This window comes from Chryseobacterium sp. POE27, assembly GCF_039727685.1.
In the GTDB taxonomy this organism is placed as follows: Bacteria; Bacteroidota; Bacteroidia; order Flavobacteriales; family Weeksellaceae; genus Chryseobacterium.
Window position 1 is genome coordinate 178660 of record NZ_CP152475.1, and the last position, 20743, is coordinate 199402.

Sequence of the window (20743 nt, forward strand, 5' to 3'; positions counted from 1 at the left end):
GTAGGGTAGCATGATGAAAGGATTTAGGCATCTATAATGATAATGGGCTTAATTTAATACTTTCTTCAACGAAGTTTTTATTTCTCTACCTCCTCACTTTTGGTTCCGATCCCTCCGAGATGAGTATGCTTAAAGCCATCTGTAAATTTGAGGCCATAGCCAAAAAAACGATCCATCGCCGAATGGCCAAAGAGAATAATCCCTGCCAGTGAAAGGATGGAATTATCTAACCAAAATCCCAATGCAATAACGATAACTGCAACCAGCTTGTGATGAAAGAAATTATACGTGTAGGCCCCTGATTTATTGCCGAACAGATATCCGACCATCGATATATCAGGAAGTAATATGCATGCAGGAAATACCCACCAGGCAAAATTGAGTTGATTGAATAAAAGGATAGAAAGGATAAACTGCCCTGCCTGTTCAAGTTTCAAAAGGAGATCCATTTTACTGTTCATGACGATATTGATTTAATGAAGCAAAGTTCCCTCATTTCTGCAAAGTTCCTCTTGATAAAAGTCAAGAATTTTAAACCCGGCGTTTTCTTATCCTGCTGAAGGTTTCCGGCGACATCCCTAGAACCGAGGCGATGAATTGCAGCGGAACCTGGGTAAAGAGACTCTTATTCTGCTCAAAGTACAGATTGTACCGCTGCTCGGCGGTAAGCGAAAGGTGAGTAAAAATACGGTCTTCCATCATCGAAAAGCACTTCATGATCAATCTCTTTTCAATCTCAGACCATCTTGGAAAATCATGGCAAAGTTTTATGTAATCATCTTTAGTGATCGTCAGAAGCTCTGTCTCGGTAAGCGCCTGTATATTCCAACGGCTGGGTTGATCAAAAAAGAATCCCGAAACTTCAGTCAATAAGAAGTTTTCCTGAGCGAACCATTGGGTAACTTCCTTACCATCTTCGGACAATGCATACACCCTTAAAATACCTGTCTTTACAATACTCAGCCTGTTGCATATCTTTCCGGATCTGATAAAAAAGTCATTCTTTGTCAGTTTTTCTTCCCTGAAATAGGGCTCAATAAACGACAGCTCTTCATGAGATAACGTACCGAAATAGTTCTGTAAAAGATGATCTAGATGTTGCATAATTTAAAATAAACGTTGGTCTGCTCAGAACATTTTCTGGATTATCACAGTGAGTTAGGATAATACTATTCTTTGTATTATTCCCGATTTAAAGATAGTAATATTTCTTTTATCTATACACTGTTCAACCGATCCTTAAACTCAGCATCAGTGGTGGCTTCGAGTCACCTCAGCCACCAAGACTCTCCCACGATCAAACTCTAAACCCTCCGACTCTAAAACTCTCCCAACCTAAAACACACACCTTGTCATTCCGTTAGGAACTCGACATAGTTGGTAACATTAGCATGGAAAGATTCGGGCCTAGATCCTTATCGGGATGACAAGGTAACGTGGTAGCATCCGTTCAATGGTGGCTTCGGCTCCGTTCAGCCACCAATACTCCCACTCTCATACTCTCAAACCCTCCGACCCTAAAACCCCCACTTTGTCATTGACTCCGTCGAATCTTCGATTTCCGTTAGGAATCTCGGCATAGTTGGTAATAGTAATATGGAATGATTCGTGCTTAGATCCCTACGGGATGACAATCGGAGTGGTTAAAATAAAGGTGATTGTGTGGCAGTATTCTTACACCACCCCGTCAAAAATTCTTTGAATTTTCGCCACCCCTCCACCGAGGGGAATTTTTAAGTTGTCCCTATTATCAATTGCAGTCAGCCATTACAATAGTTGGCTTTGTTTTCTCTTCTAAGTGGAACGGCTTTGTGAAACTAAATATACACAATACTTTCAAAAAATCTTAGTGGGCTTCGTGTTCAAAAACAATGTGATATACGGTGTCAGGCTGAGCCTGTCGAAGCCTTAGTTATTAGGATGTGAGTATTGTACTGTCCCTTCGACAAGCTCAGGGTGACAGGAGTGCATAAATTCAGTGACAGCCATCTATTCGTATGTTATGATTCAGCCTTGTCCTTCTGAAAGAATCTAAACATATATTTTTATACTTTTCTTTTGTCTTGAAACAAAAGAAACAAAAATTCAAGACTTGGAACCTGAAGGCTAAAAAATAGTTTTATTCTCTAAAAATCCCAAAACTCGTGCGAATTCACTATTAATTCTTCGGTTTAATATTTGTGTCGCACTCAAACAGTGGGATTTTCTTAACGTTCATAAAATTATTTTTCTTAACGCCTCAGATTCCTATGTCGGATGATGAAGTACTTCGGCAGGAATCAGGATGACAGGAGTGCATAGCTTCGGTGACAGACATCATAGCAACGCTTAATAAAGTTTCGGTGGCCTCGGCTCCGCTCAGCCACCAAGATCCCTCCACTCAGAAACCCTCAAACCCTCAAACAAAAAAAGACTGCCCTTCCGGACAGCCTCCCTACTAAAATATCTACGTTTTGTCAACGCTGCTTACATCGTACCGTCAACACACCCTTGACAGTACGGTCAACACCTCGTTGATGCTACCATCTACACACCCTTGATCGGGCGGTCAACGAGGTGTTGACAAATATGACTGATTTTCTTCATCATAGTACCGTAAGCAATTTATCGAATGTAGCGGTTCTCGGTTCCTTGAGCAGGGCACCTTGGGTAAATTGCGTCACGATCTCTAAGCGATGGGTTCCTGCTGACAAGTTCGGAATCACCACCATAACCTCCGAAGGATTATTGGTTACCATATCACTTTCTTCTACCATCGTTCTTAGATTAGTGCTTACATTCACAAAGAATACCCCGATAAAAGGATCATTACCCGCTACTTTGATTTTGCTTCCGGCAATCTTGAGGTTTCTTCCGGGAGTAAGAAGATCATTAACCGAGCCACTCTTTACATCCGTTACCTGAAGAATCACGGCAGAAGCCTCTGCCACACCTAGGATTTCGACTTCAATATTGGGAATCTCTGCCCGTAGCTTTTCTCCCTGGTTGAACTGGAAGATAATACTGTGCTTATCTTTATTAAAAGTCTCTGACGGACTATCAAATACCCCACGAATGGTGGTATTAGCCGTGAAATAACCAGTATTGATGGAGTACCCATCACACAATTGATACGCCATTTCCTTAAGGAACAGCTCTGTAGCATGCTCCATTGCTGAAGCGGAGATATCTGAACCACCACGGTTGGCTGCTGATTGGCAGATCTGCTGTACATTGAGACTGCGCTCGCTGGCTGTGCGGGCCGTGAAATCATTGGGATTGTCTTTCGTTAAAACGTTATCGTAGAGATATGCCTTGATTTTGTGTAATATGTTTGCCATTGTTTTGCTATTTTTAAAATGGTTGTTAAATTGTTATTAGATATTAATTTGTTGATATCAGGTGGCTGGCGCGAGCGTCCCGCTCGTGGCCACATCCTATTCGAACCCTACTTAAAACCGGCACGAGCGAGACGCTCGCGCCAGCTGAGATTTCAAATCCGCGACATCGGACATCGGACTCTGAACTAATTTGTCAATTTTTAATTTACACGTTCTACAGTAAAAGTCGTTTCCACCGCTTGAGTTCCACTTGGGACAGTATTACTGGCTGGAAGAATGAAATCACCTGCCTGCAAATTCCATAAATTGATCATTACAAGTGAGGAACCATTACCTGAATCTGAGTTATTCAGTATCGTACTTCCATTTCTGTAAGCAGTTATTCGCATACTCATATTGGTAGCAATTATATCAGTATATAATGTTATTCTATACATACCTGCTACAGGTATTCTATATGACAAGCCTGCTGCTCCTGAAGTAATAGCCGTTGCTGGTCCCAAATTGACAACTGTCCCTGTTGATAAATAACGAGTACTTCCACCTGAAGGGGCTCCAGAAACAGGAGCGGTGGTTCCTGCAAAATCAGTAGATCCAGTGAAGGTACTAGATGATAAAAAATAAAGAGAAGTAACAGGTGCAGGTGACCAGCTTCCGACTCCATTGGCATCTGAAGTTAAAACCCTTCCGTCCGCCTGTGTACCGTCAACTATTTTAATTGCTCCAGATGTACTTGAATTAATCTCTAGCTTTGTTGATGGAGAACTTGTTCCTATCCCGATCTGACCATTATCTTTTACAACGAAGTCTGTCCCTGCTGACCTCGCTGTCCCATCTGCTTTCGTTCCCAACTTTACCAGACCGTTGGTCGTGTCATTGATCCAGGCATCGTTGGTGGTATCACTGCTCGTAGGTACCCAACTGCTGCCATTCCAGCCCAGAACTTGTCCTGAGGTGGCGGACATCTGATTAAGTTTTGAAGCTGTTACCGCACCATCTGCAATTCCTGTGGTTGCTACCGTCCCAAATCCTAAGGTCGTTCCGCTTCTTCTTAGTACATAACCATCGGTTCCTGCGGCAATATCGGTTGGGGATGCAGCGGCATTTGTTGCGTTTCCTTTTACCGTTAGAGCGGCTGCACTGGCCAAGTCTGCATTGGTTACTGTTCCAGTGGCTATTTGGGTTGATGTTATGGCATCGGCTGCGATCTTAGCTGTGGTCACGGCACCATCTGCAATTCCTGCGGTCGCTACCGTTCCGAAACCTAAAGAAGTTCCACTTCTTCTCAATACATAGCCGTCTGTTCCTGCGGCAATATCAGTAGGGGATGCAGCCGCATTCGTTGCATTTCCTTTTACCGTAAGAGCGGCTGCACTGGCCAAATGACCGTTGGTTACTTTTCCTGCTCCTATGGAAGTTATTCCCGCATTGGAAATGGCTACATCTCCTGTTGGGATTACGGCTGTGGCTACATTCGATGCACTTCCCACCAAAATGTTTCCGCTGGCAAGGGAGGTATTTAAGGTGTTACCGGTTGCAATCTTCTGCCATGCACTTCCATCGAAATAATAATATCCTGGCGCAGTAATGCTGGCCGTTGCCCCTGCGGGAGCCGAATCTGCGGTAGATGCATAAACGATAAGCCCCTTCTGTGCCGTTCCGTACACCGGAGTTGGTGTTGCTGTGGTAGCTGCACGGATCTTATCTCCGGTTAACTGAGGAATAATCAATCCTTCGGGTTTGCTGCCGTCTGTTGTTTTGGCGGTGATGTCGAGGGTTGCTTTTGGAGACGTGTTATTAATCCCCACTTGAGCGAATGCTGTCATACTGAAGAGCAGAACAGCGGTTGTAATTAATTGTTTCATTGTTTTGTATTTATGTTTGTTTATGTTTTTGGTGACTTAGTCTATGTTTATTTGAACACTAAGTGCACGAAGATTTTTTTTATCTATGATGTGTTTTTTAGTTTCACAAAGGCGTTGCACTTATAAGAGCTCGCAGAGCTTTTAGAGTTGGAGAGTTTTAGAGTTTGAGTGTGGGAGAGTCTTGGTGGCTGAGCGGAGCCGAAGCCACTATTTCCCCTCTCAAACCATCCCATATTCCCCTCCAACCCTAAAACGCTCCCACTCTCAAACCCTCCGACTCAATAATAGCTTCGACAGGCTCGTCACTTCGAGTAGATTTTGAAGAAATCGTATCAAGAAGTTTGTTTGAGGGTAAATTCATTCTCGATATATTTTTTCTTCACCTTGTTACGAAAAAACACTCGAATTGACGAAACACGAATGGCACTAATGGTTGAACACTAATTTCACAAATGTTATGTGGAATTCTTTGCTGAGATCCCTACGGGATGACAAATAGAGTGAATAGTGAATGACCATTTGTCGCAAAGGAAAATCAAAGATTTTCAAAAACTGATGTGTTCTTTCTGTTTTCAAAGTTGTAACCTAACTTCTTATGTGACTGATGTGTTAAAAACTCTTGTGCCTTAAGATTGAAGAACAGGCGGAGGACGGCCGAAATGATTGATCGTAATAGGTTTAAGCTGAAAAGGAAGAGAAGTGAAATGAACATGTTTTTGCTCATCCCTTCTTGCGCTTATAAATAGAATAAAAGATGATGGTATTATTTTATGCTGAAGCTTTACCGGAAAAGAGCTTCCGATAAAAGCTATTGAAGATGAATTAGGAAACAGACCAAAGGTATGTCTGCCTGTTGGACTACTCTTATAACAAGTATTTTCCGTTGGACTTCTTATGGACTTCTTATGGGAAACTTTGGAACAAGAGGTTTTAATCAAAACCCCGGACCACTTCTTAAAAGATGCTTTTCTCAGGTTTTGACTGGAAATATATATTGGAGATTCTGCATACAAATACGAGTCTTCGGATACAAAGACTACAGAATCGGAGTGTAAAAACGTTTGAGCGCTCAACAATGATGATATCAAGACCACCAAAAAGCACAACAATACGACGCTTTTGCGTGTGAGGGAGAGGGCTTTAGAGGGAAATATCATTTGTAGTCTCATGTTTTGTAAGAAAGTAGTCTATCGTAGACTACTTTTTTTACATACAAGGCTCACCATTGCAAAACTTCTTAAAAAACAGGTGTAAAACGGGATGTAAATTCCGGCTGTTTTGCTCCAGGTTTTTCTTTAAAGACTTTATGATGAACAAAACTAAGAAATTAGAAAACAATTTGTTGTGTTTGCAAGTAAAAAAGAATTTGTTTACATTTGTAGCTGAGAAAAGTAGTCTACGATAGACTACTTTTTTTTATGAGATCAGTGATCTTCGGAAAACCCCTTTAATAAAGGGATTGTACAGAAAAAGAAATTATTTGTCAGGATGAGCGTAAGAGTCTCTCGCAGATTTTAACGGATGATTATGGATAAATTCCGTATATAATTCTTCCGGGAGCTGAAGGTTACAAACCGGATAGTGACAATGCCTGGTACAAAAGATCAAATAGGCTTGAAAAATAAAAGCTGCCCTATTTCTGGGCAGCTTTCATCAATTATAAAAGTAAAAAAATTAGTAACCTTGGTTCTGAACCAGATATCCTGGTGCGCTTGATGCTCCGTCTATTGCAGATTGTGGAATAGGAAACAGTCTCTTTCTCACATCTGTATTGGTTTTGGAAGTGTAGGTATCTTCGTAATGTCCGAAACGGATCATGTCTGTTCTTCTTGAATATTCCCAATAAAACTCAAAACCTCTTTCCCTGTAAAGGGTGTTTAAATTAATACTGGTCAGTGCAGGAGGCGTAACAGCCGGTCTTGCAGTTCTTGACGCTCTTACGAAATTTACGTCTGACAAAGCAGCGGCGGCATTTCCTTTTCTCAACTGCGCTTCAGCTCTCATTAAATAAATATCTGCCAGACGTAAAAGAACGATATCTGCATTTCCTCTGTTTCTTCCTGTATCGGATGTTCTGCTGAACTGATACTTCGATACTCGGTAACCATCTGCGTAATCTTTATGGCTAGGATCTTCAAGATCGACTTCCAGGACGTGGTTTACATAGTTGGTAAATCCGTTTCTTTGCTCGATCATCGGGTAGATTTTGTATTGTCCGTCCTTCATCTTGAAAGGCTGCCCGTTTGCAGGATTTCTCAGCCCCCACTGAATTCCTCTCTGGATTCCCCTGTTGATCTCATACGTAGATCCATCTACCAGGAAGTAATGATCTTCATCGTTGGCAGGGGTTACGCCGGTAAGGTCTTTTAGGTTTTGAGGAACCGTAAAGTTCTCTTTATAAAATCTGGCGTCTGCCTGAGCAGGATCCGTACTTCCGTAAGCCTGCACCCAGGTCTGGTAGAAATCAGGAGTAATGGCAGGTCCGTCTGTTCCGTTGGCTTTCGGAAAAGCGGCAAGCGGATACTGACTTCCGGATAGTGACCAGTATCCCAATCTGTTGTGAGAAGTGGTAAGATCCTGACGCTGATCGATGGCAAAGATCAATTCTTTATTCGTGTGATTGTTATCATCAAAAATAGCAAAGTATTCTGGAGATAAAGTGAATAATCCCGAATTGATCACTTTATTGGTGTACTCAATGACTTTATCCATATCTGCTGCTGCGAATGAAGGGGTACCGTAAGGATCTCTGTACACCGCGGCATTAAGATAAAGTTGCGCTAAAAAGCCATTAACGGCAGCCTGCGACATTCTTCCCGGACGGGCGGTATTATCTAAATTGTTAACAACCGCTAAAAACTCACTTTCGATATAACTGATCGCTTCCTGTCTTCTTAAAATCTGGGAATCCTGACCTGAAGAATCTTTTTTAAAGGCAATTCCCCAATAATCAAGAAACAGCATATTATAATAGGCTCTCAACGCTCTCATTTCGGCAACAGCTTTCGCTGCATCGCTATTGGTTGCTGCTAAAGGCTGTAGCTTTTCAATGGCTGTCACTGTTCTGGAAAGCATCAGCCTGAAAGCATCCCATGTCTGCTGTACCACAACGTTGGTGGTTGTCATGGTGTGCTGGTGAAGTTCAATATATTTTCCGCCGTCGTACCAGTCGTTTCCACTTCCTCTCGGAGGAAGGATTGCCTCATCTGTACTGATCAGCTGAAGTCCGTAGTTTTTGGTATGGGTAAAGGCATCAGGAAGCGGACCATAGGCGGGAGCAATAAAAGAAGCTACGATGTTATCCGATTGTGCATCCAATGATTCATCGATTACCTGCTCTTCAAGGTTTGTACATCCTACAGCAACCAAAGCACTTAAGCTTAGTATAGAGATTAAAATTTTATTTTTCATTGTTTTCTTTTTTAGGGTTTAATTAAAATGCGACGTTTACACCGAATACAAAGCTTCTTGCTTTTGGATAGGTACTGTAGTCAATCCCGAAAGACTGAATACCTCCCTGGGAAAGCCCTGTATTGATTTCCGGATCAAAACCTGAATATTTGGTAATCACAAACAGGTTCTGTGCAGTTAAAGAGAATCTTATATTTCTGATATGCTCACCGATACCTAAAACTTTCGGATTAAGGCTGTACCCTAAAGTAGCATTGTTTAGCCTTAAGAAATCTCCTTTTTCAAGATATCTTGTTGAAATTACATTGGTATTGTTTGTACTTTCATTAGGAAACTGGGTTGCAGCATCGGTTGTATTCTGAGAAAGTCCCAGTCTTCCTCTTGTAAATAAGGTGGAAGCGGTATTGTTATAAATCATATTTCCGGCAACTCCGTTAAAGTTTAATCCAAGATCAAAGTTTTTGTAGGCTGCTTTCACATAAAAGTTGTATGTAAAATCCGGAAGAGCACTTCCTGCGGCAACTCTGTCATTATCCGTAATAATACCGTCTCCGTCTACATCTCTGAAAATATTGGTTCCGTTGGCATTCAGTCCTAAAAATTCTTTTACATAAAATGTTCCGATCGGTTGTCCGTTGATATACCCGTTGATAACGGCATTTGTGGTTCCCGGCCCCTGTGCTTCACCCGTAGAAATCACACGGTACGGAGAATCTTTTACTTCATTCTTAATGAATGCTGCATTGGCACCGATGCTGTAGGTAAATGCTTTCGTAGGTTCACTGTTATAGTTCAGAGAAAGTTCCCAGCCGGTGTTGTTGATCGTCATATTGGGAATATTCTTCCACATGGTAGGTGCAGGCTCGATCGGGTCTACAGGGTTAATCTCCAAAAGGATATTATCGGATACTTTTTTTAAAGAAATCTACAGTACCGGTCAATCGGTTATTGAAAATTCCGAAATCCAATCCTACGTTGGTCTGTGTGGTAACCTCCCATTGAAGATCCGGGTTGTCGGTTCTTACCAGGTACACCCCTACAGGATAATTCGAACTGTCATTTAAAGGATACGTTGCCTGCCCGCTGCCGTCAGAAGCAGATTTGTAGCTTCTTTTGGTCATTTTGCTCGGGATTTCCTGATTCCCGGTTTTCCCCCAGCTTACCCTTAGCTTTAAGTTGCTGATTTCATTTACATTGCTAAGAAAACTTTCTTTGCTGATATTCCATCCGGCTGCCAATGAAGGGAAAAAACCATAACGGTTGTTTTCTCCGAATTTTGACGAACCGTCTGCCCTTAACGTTGCAGTGAAGAGATATTTATCATTAAAATCATAATTGATTCTTCCAAACCATGACTGCAGCTCGTTTTTATTCGCAATAGATGAGGATGTTGTATTATTCTTATTGGCAGCCCCGATTTGGTACTGAGGCTCTATACCATTGTTTGGAAATCCTGAATAATCCCAGCTTCTTGCCACAAGATAAAGCCTTTGATAAGACTGCCCCGCCATTACATTGAAGTCATGATTGTTAATTTTAAATTTATAGGTTAAAGTATTTTCTACCAGGGTATTGTTGTTGGAGTAATAATTTAAATTCAAAGTTCCGATTTCCAACGGTACTGCATGTGGCGTATTCTGAATTACCCTGTCGGCAGTAGAATAATCTATCCCCAGATTCAGCTTATAGGTTAAACCTTTAATGATCTCAACCGATGGCGAAATATTGGCCAGGATTCTGTTGTTGGCTGTAAAATCCTTATATATTTCCTGACGGATCAACGGGTTGAAAGCTCCATTGCTGAAAACGGTAGTTGGCTCACCATTCGTATAAGCAGGGTACGTAGGATTTAAAGTAAGCATTGTAGAAACCATACTGGTAACGCTCGGTCTGTTATTTTCTGTTCTGCTTCCGTTGAGGTTGAAGTCGATATTTACTCGTCCGTCAAAGGCTTTCTGAGAAACATTGATACGCCCGGAATATCTTCTCAGATTACTATTGTAAAGGATACCTTCTTGGTTTTCATACCCCAAAGCTGCATAGTAATTTGAAGTATCCGTAGCTCCTGACGCAGAGAAATTCACAGTATTGGAAATGGCAGTTCTGGTCAGTTCGTCCTGCCAATCGGTATTTCCTCCCATATCGTCAAGCTTGGCACCCATTGCAGTAACCTGTTTTCTGAACTCATCTGCACTGAAGACATTCATTTTATTGGCAAGGCTTGAAATCGTAAGATTGGAAGAAAGGTTCATCTGTGTTCTTCCTTTTTTACCTTTTTTAGTGGTAATTACAATAACCCCATTGGCACCTCTTGCTCCGTAAATTGCAGCAGCAGAGGCGTCTTTAAGAACATTTATGGATTCGATGTCCTGAGGATTAATGAAGTTCATCGGGTTGTTGGCAACTCCTACATTACTGTTATCCACCACAAAACCGTCGATCACGTATAGCGGCGTTGTTCCTGAACGTAAACTTCCCACCCCTCTGATGATAATATTCTGGTTGGCTCCCGGCTCACCACTTACATTGGATACATTTACCCCGGCTATTTTCCCCTGCAACAGCTGGCCAACATTGGCAACAAGACCTTTATTAAAATCTTCACTCTTTACAGTTCCTACAGATCCTGTAACGTCTGATTTCTTTTGTGATCCGTATCCCACCATTACAATTTCGTCGATGTCTTTGAGTTTGTCGTTACTCGTGATGGTGTCAGATTCTTTTTTTTGTGCAAATGTTAAGCTGACACAACTCATCAAAACAGTTGGCACGAGGTAAATACGTTTCATTCCTTAATTATTTTGGTGCAAAATTAGGTTCAATTCCTCCCAATTGTCGTTAAATTACCGTTAAGTAACTGCTTTTTAAATTTAACAAAATGTAAATTTTATTGCGAAAAATTAAATTTCAGTGAACTTTGTGTTAAGCAAAATGTGGTAAATGGCTTCTAATGAGAGAATGAGCTGTTAATATTGCTTTGTGTATCATTAACTCTACTTTTTAAGACTTGTTTTTGATGTAATTTTGCCCGTTGTTTTTAAAATAATTAATTATCAAAATAATAATCAATATGTACTATGTTTGTAAAAGCCTTAATGTAAAGAGGATTGCTGCTCTTTTAATGCTTCTTTTAGAATCTTTTTTGCATGCTCAAACCCAAAAGCCTGTTAATATCATTTTTATGATCGGGGATGGAATGGGTGTTTCACAGGTGACCTCTGCATTCTATTTCGGAGAGGGTAAGCCAAATTTCCAGAATTTTAAATATGTTGGGCTTTCAGAAACTTCATGTACGAGCGACAGGGTGACAGACTCTGCAGCAGGAGCAACCGCTCTGTCGACGGGGCAAAAAACTTATAAAAGAGCTATTGGCCTTAATAAAGATTCACTTGCTATCCCGACAATCCTTGAACAGCTTCAGGATAAAGGCTACAAAACCGGTTTGGTTTGTCTCACAAGCATTACCCATGCCACTCCGGCTGCCTATTATGCACACGTAAAAGACCGCGATCTGCATGAGGATATTGCTCTTGACTTTATCAAATCTGATATTGATTTTGCCGCAGGGGGAGGACTTAAGTTCTTTAATAAAAGAAAAGACAAAAAGGATCTTCTGAAAGATTTAACTAAGAAAAATTATAGAATTGATACGACATCTCTCTCAAAACCGGTTGTTGGAAAGAGAAATTTATATCTGATGGCGCAGGATGAGCTTCCAAACAAGGTACAAGGGCGAAAAGATTTCCTTCCGGAAGCGACTCAGACTGCACTGGATTTTCTTTCCAATGATAAAAAACCGTTTTTCCTGATGATAGAAGGCTCCTTCATCGATTGGGGCGGCCATGCGAATAATGCCGAAATGATGGTGAAAGAAGTTCTCGATTTCGACAAAACAATTGGGGTGGTAATGGATTTTATTAAGAAGAATCCTAATACGCTTCTGGTGGTCACGGCAGATCATGAAACAGGAGGTGCAAGCATTGGGAAATTTATGGAAAAAGATCCGGCTGGCGGAAAAGAAAGAGAAGTAAAAGATAAGGTTCAGATTAATTTTATTGACGGGCAGCACACTGCGGCACTCGTTCCTGTGTTTGCTATGGGAAAAGGCGAAGAACTGTTTTCCGGAGTCTATCCAAACAATACGATCTATCATAAATTGGTAGAAGCATTAAAAAAATCAGGTATTCATATTAAATAAGATCATTATGTTTTTAAGAATAAAGAAAATAGGCCTTACAGTGGCAATGACAGTAGCAAGCATGGCTTTTGCACAGAATTATGCTGTTCATTCGCACAACGATTATGAGCAGAAAGTGCCTTTCTGGTATGCATTGGGTGCGGGAGCAACATCGATTGAAGCTGATGTTTTTCTTGTTGACAATGAGCTTTATGTTTCTCATGAACAGACAGGTATCGGAAAAGAAAGAACGTTTGACAATCTTTATCTTAAGCCTATCGCAAAAGCTTTGGAGCTGGGCATCATCAGCAATCAGCCGGTCCAGATTTTAATAGACCTTAAAACCGACGGAGAGCCGACTTTGAAAAATATAGTCTCTCATATTTCCAAATATCCTGAAATCATCAGTCATAAAAATATCAGCTTTGTCATTTCCGGAAACAAGCCGTCTCCTGAAAAGTTTACCGCTTACCCTGATTTTATAAAATTTGATTATCAGTCGCTGGAAAATCTTACGCCGCCGCAATGGGAAAAAGTAGGATTGGTCAGTTTAAATTTTAAAGACTATTCGGTGTGGAACGGCAAAGGCGGATTAACGACAGATGATCTTCCTAAAGTAACGGAAGTCATTAAAAAAGCAAAATCTTTCAAAAAACCTTTCAGGTTCTGGGCCATTCCTGACGGCAAAACGTCCTGGGAATTTTTTGCACACGCAGGCGTAGATTATATCAATACGGATCATCCGAAAGAATGTGCAGAGTATCTTAATAAACTGGATCAGAGAACTTTTAAGAATACCTTGGTAAGTGAAGTGTATCATCCAGAATTTTTGTATGAGAATAAAGATATTCCTGTGAAGAATGTCATTTTCCTCATTGGTGACGGAAACGGACTTTCGCAGATTTCATCTTCTGTTTTGGCAAATAAAGGACAACTGACTTTAACACAGCTTAAAAATATCGGATTGATAAAAACAACTTCCGCAGATAATTTTACTACAGATTCTGCTGCAGGAGGAAGTGCTTTCGCCACAGGAAAGAAAACTAAAAACCGCTTTATCGGCGTAGATCCTTCGGGGAAATCAATTCCTAATATCACTGAAATTCTTTCTGAAAAAGGCTTTAATACAGGTGTTATCACCACAGACGAAATTACAGGTGCAACTCCTGCTGCATTCTATGCCCACCAAAAAGACCGCGGTATGGAAAAGCAGATTGCAGAAGATCTTACAAAATCAAAGCTTACCTTTTTTGCAGGAGGAGGGAAATCAAAGATTTCCGGAGCGGATAATTTTAAAGTGGCCGGAAATACAAAGGAGATTGCAGGGAATAAGGCGGATCGCTTAGCATTCTACCTTTCCGACAATGGGGTGCCACAGGTGTTAAAAGGCCGTGGAAATATTCTGGCAGAAACCGTAGAGGGAGCACTTGAGTTTCTGAACAACAAGAAAAGGCCTTTTTTCATTATGATCGAAGGAGCACAGATCGACTCCGGCGGTCATGCAAATAACGTAGGAACGATCGTGACGGAAGGCATTGATTTCGACAGAGCGATCACAAAAGCCATACAGTTTGCCGATCGTAATCCCGGAACTTTGGTTGTTATTACCGCCGACCATGAAACAGGCGGCTTCAGTATTCCGCACGGAGATATGGCTTCAAGTACTGTGGAAGGAGATTTTACAACAGAAGATCACTCGGCTACGCTTATTCCTGTGTTTTCTTACGGACCCGGAACCGAAAACTTTATGGGAGTTTATGAAAACAATGAGATTTTTCATAAAATATTAAAGGTTTTAAAAGTCAAATAAATCAGGTTCAAGACTTTAATCAATAAACATCCGTATTTCTGCGGATGTTTTTTATTGGTTTAAATAATAAAGCATTGCTATTTGTTGAAGTAAGTTTATGCTTTGATAACTTTCTCAACATAGCTTTTGGCAATTCGGAGTGCTTCTTCAGCTTCATCAAAAAGAACATTCATTGAGATCTGAAAACCGTTCATCATAAAGTAGGTTACTTTACTTTCCATATTAAAACTCAGAAACGTTACCTGATCGGCATTAATAATCAATGGATAGCCGGCAACCTTTGCACTGTCAATGGTATTGGGTTTTCTTATACTGATGATGCAGGAAGATTTAATATAGATCAAACCATCTTTAGTCGTCTTTATCGTATAGGGCACTTTTATTTTTTTTGGCGAATGTACTAAAACCCTTTACAAAAACTTAAAACTGTGGTATTGTTTGATTTGTTAAATGTTGGTTAATGAATATCTTTCATCATTCAGGATTCATCCTACAATGCTTTGGTTTCTGTATAGTTTGGGAGACATATGGTTGACGGATTTGAAATATTTTCCGAAATGTGAGTTATCGGTAAATCCCAGTTCGTAGGATATCTCTGTCACGGAAAGGGTAGTGTGCAGGAGCAGTCTTTCGGCTTCCAGGATGACACGGTTTTTTATTAAGCGGCCTGCGCTTAAAGCCATTTGATCTTTTATTAAAGTATTTAAATAATTTGGAGTAAGATTAAGCATTTCGGCATATGGAGCAGTGGTTTTGAATTGCTTGTAATGCTGATTCACCAGCTCGGAAAACTTCTCAGCAATCTCCTTTTTATGGTCGGTAGCCATGCGGCGTGTTTTGGTCATTTTTGCCGCTCTGATGAATCGTAGTATAAAGATCTTAAGCTGCATACAGATGATCTCTTTTGAAAACAGTCTGGTGTTGTGAAATTCTTTTCTGATGGCCTCAAAGTTTTGCCAGTACTCATTTCTGGAGGAAGCTTTAACATCGATTGTTTGTGGCATGGTAACCAATGCGGTGTCACTTCTGATCAGTTTATTTCCTGTATAAACATAATTGTAGAAGGATTTGGTAAAAAGAAGTACATATCCCTCAGGCTCGGATAGCGGGCTGAATTGGTACACCTGATTGTAGTTTAAAAAAAAGAAACGGTCTTTTCTGAGATCATATATTTGGTTGTCAATCACCACCGATCCTGTAGCATCTTTAAAGAGAAAAACAGCATAGAACCTGTTTCTCAATGGTTTTTGCATATTGATCTTCCCGAAAAGCTTTGCAATGGGCAAGATCTGTATCTCATTTTTGAGGGCATGTACCTTTTCCAGATGATGCAGCTGCAGTGTTTTGATGTCCTGTTCCAAATTATAAAGCTTTTCGTGATGCATAAAAATATAAAAAATACCGCAGATCATGCGGTATTTGGGTAGTATTGTAATTATACTGTTGCTTTCTCAGATACTTTCCTGAATTTTTCTGTGGTGATTACCTTTTTGTCGACATAATCCGAATTCATCGCCCGTAAGACTGCGAGGTAGCTCACTCCGAAATTAAGCTCGTCGCCCACTTTGATGTCTTTTTCCTCATTGGTGATGTTCAGGATCATCATATCGGAACTAGCACCCAGAACTTCTATGCCTTCATTAAGTGGAGTAACCTGTTTAACATCAATATCAAGGACACCGAGATCCACAATCGCTCTTATCGAAGTCTTGCCTCTGTCTTTCTGATTGTATTCCGGGCTTTCTCCTGTAAGGTTTTTACCGACCTTTCCTGTTGGAACCATTGGTTTTTCGTGGAGTTCTATCACTTCTGCAGTCAGTTGAAATACATCCGTATGCATTCCTTTAAGGTAAGTGTCATTAAAAACATCGGTTCCGAAAAACAGACTTTCTCCTACACGGAAATGATTGATTCCTTCGGGGACGTTTCCGCTGTTAAGAAGAGGGATCGTTACAGATGATCCTGCACTGATGTATGGAATATTTTTCTTAAAGTGCTGTTCGGCAATTCTCCTGTATTTTACAAGCTTTGTTAGTTTCTCACGGTCAGGAAGAATTCCGTTAAGGCATTTCAGGTTGGTTCCGATTCCGGTAACCTCAATATTCGGAAGCTTCATGACTTCTGCGTAAAAATCGAGAAGAGAGTCGGCCATAATGCCTTCACGGAGTTCTCCCATTTCGATCATGATGACAATCCTGTGGATTTTATGCTGTCTGAATGCTTCTTCAGATAAAGCTTTTATAGTTTCCAGCTCGGAATTAAAGCTTACATCGGCATATTTTACAATGCTTTCGGCAAGGCGTTTTGCAGGAGGTTTGATGTAAACGGTTTTGGTTTGGGGTGACAGCTCTTTGATTTTCTTAAGATTGCTGAGGCGTGAATCGCAGACATCCTTATCAATGACGGAAAGAAGACACTTCAGAAATGTTTCGTTTCCGCAGAGAAGTTTGGCAACGACTGCCCATTCGATCCGGTGTTTTTCAAAAAGATGATTTAAATGATTATAATTTTGAGCTAGTTTTTGTGTATTTAAAGTAATATAAGACATGTTATTTTTTTAATCGCATTTCAATGTATTTGCTGGTGAACCCCATTTTTTCGTAGAGGTGCTTCGCCGGGTTTTCGTTTTCACAGTGGAGTGCGATATCTCCGTCTGTGCTTTCGATCACCTGTTGTAGTATTTTCTTTCCGATACCTTGTCCTCTTACCGCTTTATCAGTGGCGATGTAAACCAGAATATTTTCCGGAATATATCCGCTCATACCGGTTTTATTGACAACACAGACTCCTCTGAGTTCTTCTGTGGATTCGTCTGTAGCGGTGACAATGAGTCCGCCGGGTTTGTTGTTTTCTCCAAGAGAGTAGCGTATAGCCTTGGCAATATCTGCTTCGGAATCTCCGTACTGTTCAAGATGCTTAAAAAGAAATCCTGTAATTCTTGTGGTATCGATTGGTTGTGTTGAATGTTGTGAACTGTATATTTTTAATGTTATCATCTAAATTAATTATTAACCCGGAAAGGGCATTGTAATATCATAGCCTGACGGCTCTGAATTCTGTATGGTAGTTTCTCCGTCTTTAAAAAACAATAATGGTACGGAGGTATTGTTAATGATCTGTTTGAAAAAATTCTCCGCAAAGAATGATTTCCAGCTTTCTTCGTCCTGGTAATTCAGGATGATAAGATCAAATTCTGCATCCTTTGAAGCTTTTGAAATTTCAACAGCTTTGTCATTGCTTACCACAAAGGATGCATAATATTCCGTATCAGCTCCTTTCAGAGATTCCCGTATCTTTATAAAAACTTTTCTGATCTCACTGATCTTTTCGTTTCCTGAAACACCCAGAAGACTGATGAATCCTTTGTTCTTTTCAGCAATGAGTTTTGAAATCTCCAGTTTTTCATTAAGTTTTTCAAGAACACGTACAGGAACCAGAATTTTCTCAAATGTGTATTGATGAGAGTTTTCAGGCATCAAAAGTACCGAACAACTGGCTCCGGTAAGGATCTGATAAGATGATGATCCCAAAATCAATTCCCTGATGCCTTGCTTTCCGGAAGTTCCTGTAATGACAATGTCTACGTCTTCAGACTGAATTATTTTATTGATACTGTTTATGATCGTATCGTTTCCTATAGCGGTCATAAAAGTAATATCATTATACGATTCCTCAAGGGAGTTTTTCATCCTTTCGAGACTAACTTCTGCCTCTTTATAGTGTTTGCTGACGGTTTCTTCTCCTACCATCTGTCTCCCGGTTCTGTCAATAATGAAGAAATTGGTGAAATTGTGGAAGAGAATAATACGTGCATTATGGCGCTTTGCCATGTGTACGGCAAGTATCGTTGCGCTATCAGTCTTTTCCGTAAAATCGATAGCGACGAGTATTGTTTTAATTTTTGCAGGTTTTTCCATACCATTGTGAATTGCGGTTACAAAGGTAAGTCACATCAATACTCAGACCATGTCACGAATCATTGCAGTTATGGTATATTTTACTTGTGTATAAATGAAATCCTTATAATTTGATAGAAAACAGTCTTTTCTAATTTAAAATATACAGAGATTTGCATATTAAAATATCAATTTATTCAAACTGAATTTTTCGAAATAACAAAATATTTTCGGAATAATGGATGGTCTAATTTTCACACTTTTTAGATCAATTGATAATGTGCGCCAAAATGTTATGAATTTTTTTTAATTTTTTTTTCAGACAATCAAAAAAAGGAGTTATTGCTTATCAAATAAAGAAAGTAATAGAGATGCATTTAATAATAAATATGATGTAAGATATTGATATATATGATTTTAATGATTTTATTTAAATTGTTTTTTTAAGCTGTATTATTACTTCAGAATTACATGAAACTGATGTCAAAAAGTAGAGTAATCATCTGATTTTAAATATTTTCCTTATTGATTTTTATTAAGTATTGTGTTCGTATTTATTTTTTTAGTACTTTTGATTTCAATACGCGGTGATATAACATCCCTTTGGAGAATATTTTGCCGTTATTTTGTATTAGAAATAAAGTAATTATTTATATTTTTACTATACTAAATTTGAGACAGATGTCTTATCTTTAGATATTAAAAATTATTTATTATGAAAATAAAACTATTATTATCAGGAATCTCATTATTGTCACTTTTAGCGGCTTGTTCGGATAGGAGTGAGGAATTCCCCTCGACACCTGAACAAAGTAAAAGTTCCCGGTTTTCCAAAACGTCAAAAGAAAATACGGAAACAGCCAGTACAGAAACAGCTAAAATAGTAGAAGATTCACTGAAAACCAAGGAAATTATCAATGCAACACAAGGAATCCCAGCCCCGCTCAACGCAGACGGAACCTCACAGCAGATTGGAGGGAACTCAGACGATACAATCGACCCGACAAAACCGGACAGGCCTAAGTAAGCTGATCATTGAGATCTCAGCATCTGCTTTTGTCGTTATCGCAGCTATATTGCCATTTCTGAACAATATAGTTGGGTATTTTATTGATGTAAATGTACAGTTACAAAATAATGCCGGTGAAAGAAGACTGGATCTGGATTCTGCGATTTACTTTTTATCAATACCGGTTTGTATGATACTGCTGGCATTGGGCGGATTGTTCAAAGCTAACAGATTTACATTTTACGCAGCTTTAATATCGGGATATTTTCACTTAAGTACTTATGTGAAATTTGTTTTTTTCAATGAGAATAAGATTTCAGCGATTGCAGATATGGCAATCGTATCTTTATTGATTGTAATCATTGTCCTGGTTTTTATGCTTGACAGTTATTATCGGAAGATTTACCTTCTTGATAAATTTAACAACAGCACGTTAGAGAGATTTTCTTCCATATTATTTAAACGAGTAGGAAAACATGAGTAGTCATAGAGAAAGATTAAAGATTCTTGTTGCTCTCTCGGATAAATTGTGGGAAGATTACGACAATACAGTAATATCTGAAGAGGAATATATAAGAAAAATGAATTTGGTAAAAAAAGAAATTAACAATGGTTTTATTAAAACCCTTGAAGATTTGGAAGTTTTTACTAGTGAGCTTGGTTATTTAGTCATGTCTGTACCGACGAAAAGTTTTATGTACGGTTCAGAAAAGATTATAGTAAATAAGAACTAATTTTATTTAGCAGATAATTTTGTTGCTAAAAGTATTTCATTTAAAATTTTATTTTGTTCGGAAATCGCTTTACTGTATTTGTTTTCAATTTTATTGATCTGACTTTGCAAGAACATTAAACTTTTGTCCTGCGTATTATACTGGGCGAAAAGGTTCGCAAGCAGATCTCCAATTTTATCGTTAATATCACTACTATAAAGATCACCAGACTGGTGGTCTTTTTTCTGTTGTACATTCTCTACTTCAAACTTTCCTTCCCCCGTAATCAGCCATACCAAGTTGTCATTTAGTTCAGGATATACTTTTAAAATCTTTGCTAGTTTATCTACTCCCAAGTCACTTTTAAGGCCGACACCTTTGAAATTAGACGCCGCTATGCCTGTTTCTCTGTAAAAAGATTCCTTTTTAATGTTCTTTTTTTCAAGAAAAAGTAAAATTCTTTCTTTTGTGGTCATAATTTTGTCCATAATTATTTTTTATTGGTCGGAATTTAGTCTATATTTGTCAAAGATAAAACAAAA

19 protein-coding genes are annotated in these 20743 nt (G+C 39.5%); 5 read left to right on the top strand and 14 right to left on the bottom strand.

The window, feature by feature from the left end; all coding sequences use genetic code 11:
* Positions 1 to 77 precede the first annotated feature (77 nt).
* From AAHI02_RS00845 to AAHI02_RS00880, 8 genes are all read right to left on the bottom strand, one after another.
* The gene (locus AAHI02_RS00845; protein ID WP_346984996.1) at positions 78 to 461 is read right to left on the bottom strand and encodes a DUF4260 domain-containing protein; all 384 of its coding nucleotides are present in this window, start codon (positions 459 to 461) and stop codon (positions 78 to 80) included.
* Between the two features lie 70 nt (positions 462 to 531).
* Complete coding sequence (locus AAHI02_RS00850) at positions 532 to 1104, bottom strand: Crp/Fnr family transcriptional regulator (protein ID WP_346984997.1); 573 nt, start codon at positions 1102 to 1104, stop codon at positions 532 to 534.
* A gap of 1481 nt (positions 1105 to 2585) precedes the next feature.
* Complete coding sequence (locus AAHI02_RS00855) at positions 2586 to 3320, bottom strand: DNA-binding domain-containing protein (RefSeq protein ID WP_346984998.1); 735 nt, start codon at positions 3318 to 3320, stop codon at positions 2586 to 2588.
* Between the two features lie 200 nt (positions 3321 to 3520).
* Complete coding sequence (locus AAHI02_RS00860; protein WP_346984999.1) at positions 3521 to 5185, bottom strand: hypothetical protein; 1665 nt, start codon at positions 5183 to 5185, stop codon at positions 3521 to 3523.
* A 626-nt stretch (positions 5186 to 5811) separates the two neighbouring features.
* Positions 5812 to 6342 (bottom strand): hypothetical protein, encoded by a 531-nt coding sequence (locus AAHI02_RS00865; protein WP_346985000.1) that lies wholly within the window; start codon positions 6340 to 6342, stop codon positions 5812 to 5814.
* Between the two features lie 517 nt (positions 6343 to 6859).
* Complete coding sequence (locus tag AAHI02_RS00870) at positions 6860 to 8596, bottom strand: RagB/SusD family nutrient uptake outer membrane protein (RefSeq protein WP_346985001.1); 1737 nt, start codon at positions 8594 to 8596, stop codon at positions 6860 to 6862.
* A gap of 22 nt (positions 8597 to 8618) precedes the next feature.
* Positions 8619 to 9488: a hypothetical protein gene (locus AAHI02_RS00875; RefSeq protein ID WP_346985002.1), complete on the bottom strand. Its 870-nt coding sequence runs from the start codon at positions 9486 to 9488 to the stop codon at positions 8619 to 8621.
* 7 nt (positions 9489 to 9495) lie between these two features.
* Complete coding sequence (locus AAHI02_RS00880; RefSeq protein ID WP_346985003.1) at positions 9496 to 11385, bottom strand: SusC/RagA family TonB-linked outer membrane protein; 1890 nt, start codon at positions 11383 to 11385, stop codon at positions 9496 to 9498.
* Between the two features lie 281 nt (positions 11386 to 11666).
* Here AAHI02_RS00880 and AAHI02_RS00885 point away from each other — a divergent pair, with 281 nt between their 5' ends.
* Both AAHI02_RS00885 and AAHI02_RS00890 read left to right on the top strand, forming a co-directional pair.
* Positions 11667 to 12794 (top strand): alkaline phosphatase, encoded by a 1128-nt coding sequence (locus AAHI02_RS00885; protein ID WP_346985004.1) that lies wholly within the window; start codon positions 11667 to 11669, stop codon positions 12792 to 12794.
* A gap of 7 nt (positions 12795 to 12801) precedes the next feature.
* The gene (locus AAHI02_RS00890) at positions 12802 to 14583 is read left to right on the top strand and encodes an alkaline phosphatase (RefSeq protein ID WP_346985005.1); all 1782 of its coding nucleotides are present in this window, start codon (positions 12802 to 12804) and stop codon (positions 14581 to 14583) included.
* 95 nt (positions 14584 to 14678) lie between these two features.
* Here the strand turns inward: AAHI02_RS00890 and AAHI02_RS00895 are convergent, their stop codons facing one another.
* From AAHI02_RS00895 to AAHI02_RS00915, 5 genes are all read right to left on the bottom strand, one after another.
* Positions 14679 to 14960 carry a hypothetical protein gene (locus tag AAHI02_RS00895; protein WP_346985006.1) on the bottom strand — a complete coding sequence of 94 codons (282 nt, stop codon included), beginning with the start codon at positions 14958 to 14960 and terminating at the stop codon, positions 14679 to 14681.
* Positions 14961 to 15068: 108 nt separating this feature from the next.
* Positions 15069 to 15944, bottom strand: coding sequence for a helix-turn-helix domain-containing protein (locus tag AAHI02_RS00900; RefSeq protein WP_346985007.1), 876 nt, complete (start codon positions 15942 to 15944; stop codon positions 15069 to 15071).
* A 74-nt stretch (positions 15945 to 16018) separates the two neighbouring features.
* Positions 16019 to 17131 (bottom strand): alanine/ornithine racemase family PLP-dependent enzyme, encoded by a 1113-nt coding sequence (locus AAHI02_RS00905; protein WP_346985008.1) that lies wholly within the window; start codon positions 17129 to 17131, stop codon positions 16019 to 16021.
* Between the two features lies 1 nt (position 17132).
* Complete coding sequence (locus AAHI02_RS00910; protein WP_346985009.1) at positions 17133 to 17579, bottom strand: GNAT family N-acetyltransferase; 447 nt, start codon at positions 17577 to 17579, stop codon at positions 17133 to 17135.
* Positions 17580 to 17591: 12 nt separating this feature from the next.
* Complete coding sequence (locus AAHI02_RS00915; RefSeq protein ID WP_346985010.1) at positions 17592 to 18500, bottom strand: universal stress protein; 909 nt, start codon at positions 18498 to 18500, stop codon at positions 17592 to 17594.
* 694 nt (positions 18501 to 19194) lie between these two features.
* Here AAHI02_RS00915 and AAHI02_RS00920 point away from each other — a divergent pair.
* The 3 genes from AAHI02_RS00920 to AAHI02_RS00930 are packed head-to-tail and all read left to right on the top strand — an operon-like array spanning position 19195 to position 20222.
* Positions 19195 to 19506, top strand: coding sequence for a hypothetical protein (locus tag AAHI02_RS00920; protein WP_346985011.1), 312 nt, complete (start codon positions 19195 to 19197; stop codon positions 19504 to 19506).
* A complete protein-coding gene (locus tag AAHI02_RS00925) occupies positions 19451 to 19972 on the top strand; it encodes a hypothetical protein (protein WP_346985012.1) in 522 nt (173 codons plus the stop codon). Before AAHI02_RS00920 ends, AAHI02_RS00925 begins: the two co-directional genes overlap by 56 nt.
* Positions 19965 to 20222, top strand: a complete 258-nt coding sequence (locus tag AAHI02_RS00930; RefSeq protein WP_346985013.1) for a hypothetical protein — start codon at positions 19965 to 19967, stop codon at positions 20220 to 20222. Before AAHI02_RS00925 ends, AAHI02_RS00930 begins: the two co-directional genes overlap by 8 nt.
* Before the next feature lie 2 nt (positions 20223 to 20224).
* On the opposite strand, the gene AAHI02_RS00935 is transcribed toward AAHI02_RS00930, so the two are convergent.
* The gene (locus AAHI02_RS00935; RefSeq protein ID WP_346985014.1) at positions 20225 to 20689 is read right to left on the bottom strand and encodes a hypothetical protein; all 465 of its coding nucleotides are present in this window, start codon (positions 20687 to 20689) and stop codon (positions 20225 to 20227) included.
* Positions 20690 to 20743: the final 54 nt, after the last annotated feature.

Bases quoted from the DNA above. Each gene is read 5' to 3' on its own strand.
- AAHI02_RS00845 (WP_346984996.1), bottom strand. From the start codon at position 461: ATGAACAGTAAAATGGATCTCCTTTTGAAACTTGAACAGGCAGGGCAG.
- AAHI02_RS00850 (WP_346984997.1), bottom strand. From the start codon at position 1,104: ATGCAACATCTAGATCATCTTTTACAGAACTATTTCGGTACGTTATCT.
- AAHI02_RS00855 (WP_346984998.1), bottom strand. From the start codon at position 3,320: ATGGCAAACATATTACACAAAATCAAGGCATATCTCTACGATAACGTT.
- AAHI02_RS00860 (WP_346984999.1), bottom strand. From the start codon at position 5,185: ATGAAACAATTAATTACAACCGCTGTTCTGCTCTTCAGTATGACAGCA.
- AAHI02_RS00865 (WP_346985000.1), bottom strand. From the start codon at position 6,342: ATGATATTTCCCTCTAAAGCCCTCTCCCTCACACGCAAAAGCGTCGTA.
- AAHI02_RS00870 (WP_346985001.1), bottom strand. From the start codon at position 8,596: ATGAAAAATAAAATTTTAATCTCTATACTAAGCTTAAGTGCTTTGGTT.
- AAHI02_RS00880 (WP_346985003.1), bottom strand. From the start codon at position 11,385: ATGAAACGTATTTACCTCGTGCCAACTGTTTTGATGAGTTGTGTCAGC.
- AAHI02_RS00885 (WP_346985004.1), top strand. From the start codon at position 11,667: ATGTACTATGTTTGTAAAAGCCTTAATGTAAAGAGGATTGCTGCTCTT.
- AAHI02_RS00890 (WP_346985005.1), top strand. From the start codon at position 12,802: ATGTTTTTAAGAATAAAGAAAATAGGCCTTACAGTGGCAATGACAGTA.
- AAHI02_RS00905 (WP_346985008.1), bottom strand. From the start codon at position 17,131: ATGTCTTATATTACTTTAAATACACAAAAACTAGCTCAAAATTATAAT.
- AAHI02_RS00910 (WP_346985009.1), bottom strand. From the start codon at position 17,579: ATGATAACATTAAAAATATACAGTTCACAACATTCAACACAACCAATC.
- AAHI02_RS00915 (WP_346985010.1), bottom strand. From the start codon at position 18,500: ATGGAAAAACCTGCAAAAATTAAAACAATACTCGTCGCTATCGATTTT.
- AAHI02_RS00920 (WP_346985011.1), top strand. From the start codon at position 19,195: ATGAAAATAAAACTATTATTATCAGGAATCTCATTATTGTCACTTTTA.
- AAHI02_RS00930 (WP_346985013.1), top strand. From the start codon at position 19,965: ATGAGTAGTCATAGAGAAAGATTAAAGATTCTTGTTGCTCTCTCGGAT.
- AAHI02_RS00935 (WP_346985014.1), bottom strand. From the start codon at position 20,689: ATGGACAAAATTATGACCACAAAAGAAAGAATTTTACTTTTTCTTGAA.